Here is a 2441-nt window from a genome sequence, read left to right on the forward strand (position 1 = left end):
ACGCTACTCGAATTCAGCGAATCGCGTCTCTAGGCAAATTTCAGAGTTTCTCTCGTCCGAGACCCCGCGACCCGCGGAAACCGGCAGTCTTGGGCTCCGAAACCCCGGAATTATGCGGAACGCAGGTCGTGGTGCCCGTCGACGAGGAAGCCGGACCAGCGGGCGTCGTCAGAATCGCCGCGCTGGATGAAATTCCGGGAGTCAGGCCATGATTCTGCTGCTCGGCGACAAATCCGATCCGGTGGTCGGCGCGGTCGCCTCCTGCGCCGGACGGCAGGGACAGGACTACCTGCATCTTGACGACCGAGACCTCGTCGAGGATCTCCAGGTCGATGACCGGTTGACCGATAATGGCACGGATGTGTGCTGGACGGTGCGGAATCGCACGTTCAGCTCCCGGGATATATGCGGTGTACTCAATCGCCTCGACGACCTGAGCCTGGGCCCGTTCACCGGAGTGGACCCCGACGACAGGCTCTACGCCTGGCAGGAGTTGCGCGCCTATCTCCTATTCGCGCTCAACGTCTTTCCCAATGTGATCAATGGTCCGAGGGGTCAGGAGTGGACCACTCCTGCTCCAGCCCTCCACCATCAATGGGCCGCGGTTCGGTGTAGCCGGACACAGCTTGCCATTCCTCGGTGGAGCTGGGATTCGGACGAGGACGCGCAGCCAGCATGGGTCACCCGCAGGCGGCACCGCATCTCGTGGAGTTCCCCGTGGGGGCCCGCATCGTGGGAGAGTCCGGAGCCCGCTCGTGATGCGCGCGTACTCCTGCATGAAGTTCCCGTGGGATACCGTATCGAACTCACGGTAGTGGATCGGCGGATCTGCGCCTGGCAGTGCCGGTGTGCGATACCCGACAGGGTCCAGATCCAGCTCACCGGTGCGATCGAGAGCCTTCCCATTCCGGCGAGTCTGCGCGCGGTTACGATCACCGTGTTCTATTGCCCGCATCCGCACCTGCTCACCTATGGTGCGCTGCAACCGAACCTCGACGTCGCCGGGCTGACCGAGGAACAGCGCGTACGCGTCGCGCAGGCACTGGTGGCGGCGCTGAGTCGCCCGACCGGACAACGCAGCCTTTCGGCTCGCGTCGCATCCCGGACACCACGGCGCGCGACCACGATCGTGCCCAGGACCGCGAGGCATCCCGTGACGGATCCGACGGCCGTGCGCAGGATACCGGGCACCCGACGCATTCCCGACTCGACGGTCAATATCATCGCGAGCACCGCCGATCCCGCAGCCGCCCACCTGTATCGACGTGCGCGCTGTCTGGGAATCCTGGTCGCTTGGTGGCCCGCCGAGGAACTCGTCGACCTCGCCGCGCCGCTGGCGGAGCTACTTCGCCACGATCAACCGTTGCGCGGCTTCTACTTTCGCCAACCCGCTACCTCCGATCCCGGCCTCTACGCGGCATTTCGAGCCGTCGACGCGTTGCTCTCGGATTACCGGGGCCCGGTCGTGGGAGCGGGACTTGGTTACAGCACGAATCACAGCAAACCATTACACGTCGCGCTGCTGCGCAGGCTGTCAAATCATGCGGTCCGGGTACCCGATACCTGGGTGCGCTCCTCGGTCTCCGGCCCGCCGTACGACTGCGGGGAGCAGGTGGTCAAGGCCCTGAGCGGATCGAAGATTCAGGTGTCGACATTGCGAGAGTTGCAGCCCGACACCGAGTTTCGCTACAGTGTTCCACTGCTGGCGCAACAACACATCACCGGTACCAACGTCCGAGTTCATGTCGTCGGTGCGGAGTCCACGGCTGTCGCCATCGATTCGGCCGCGCTCGACTACCGCTTCGGGAATTTCTCGGTCCACTCGTCGTCGCTGCGGGACGCGGTGGCGCAGTGGTGCATTCGCGCGGCACGTGCGGAGGGGCTGATGTTCGCGGGCATCGATCTGATCGAAGACGATGACGCGGTCTGGTGGTGCCTGGAGATCAATCCGAACCCGGGCTATCATGTGTTCGAGAAGCGGTTGCCGGTCACAGATCCGCACCGCTACGCGGTTTCCGATTCCCTACTGGCCTGTCTCGGTGCGGGAGTATGCGATGCCTGACTTCTTCCTTGAGCCCGCTCTGGCTACCTCCCTCGAATGCGAGGAAGCCATTCACATCTATCACGAATGGGGCTCCTTCAACGGCGATACAGACCGATACGGCAACCCTGTGGTTGACGTCGGGTTGATCCTCCAGTTCGCCGCCCTTCCGGAACTGGTCGACATGCTGTGCCGGTGTCATCGGCTGTCCGTCGACCGGCATCGGACCAAGCTGTACCCCGAGACGGCCGTGCTCACCAGATTGAGAGACGGAGGGACTGCCCCGGCGTCGGTTGACTCCTGACCTGAGGAGACCGTTCGGTCTTCTCTGTGAGAGGATGCGTCACCGTGCCGAAGCCCTACCCCGAAGAATTCCGTCGTGACGTGGTCGCGGTGGCCC

Annotated in this window: 2 protein-coding genes; both read left to right on the forward strand. The window is 63.8% G+C overall.

Features of this window, described 5'->3' with window-relative positions; genetic code table 11:
- Positions 1–208: 208 nt before the first annotated feature.
- Positions 209–2062 (forward strand): ATP-grasp domain-containing protein, encoded by a 1854-nt coding sequence (locus IU459_RS36920; RefSeq protein ID WP_195134218.1) that lies wholly within the window; start codon positions 209–211, stop codon positions 2060–2062.
- Positions 2055–2345 carry a hypothetical protein gene (locus IU459_RS36925; RefSeq protein ID WP_195134219.1) on the forward strand — a complete coding sequence of 97 codons (291 nt, stop codon included), beginning with the start codon at positions 2055–2057 and terminating at the stop codon, positions 2343–2345. The genes IU459_RS36920 and IU459_RS36925 overlap by 8 nt, the downstream gene beginning before the upstream one ends.
- Positions 2346–2441: the final 96 nt, after the last annotated feature.

This window comes from Nocardia amamiensis, assembly GCF_015477605.1.
In the GTDB taxonomy this organism is placed as follows: Bacteria; Actinomycetota; Actinomycetes; order Mycobacteriales; family Mycobacteriaceae; genus Nocardia; species Nocardia amamiensis_A.

Excerpts from the sequence above, each read along its gene's own strand:
- IU459_RS36920 (WP_195134218.1), top strand. The coding sequence starts at position 209 with ATGATTCTGCTGCTCGGCGACAAATCCGATCCGGTGGTCGGCGCGGTC.
- IU459_RS36925 (WP_195134219.1), top strand. The coding sequence starts at position 2,055 with ATGCCTGACTTCTTCCTTGAGCCCGCTCTGGCTACCTCCCTCGAATGC.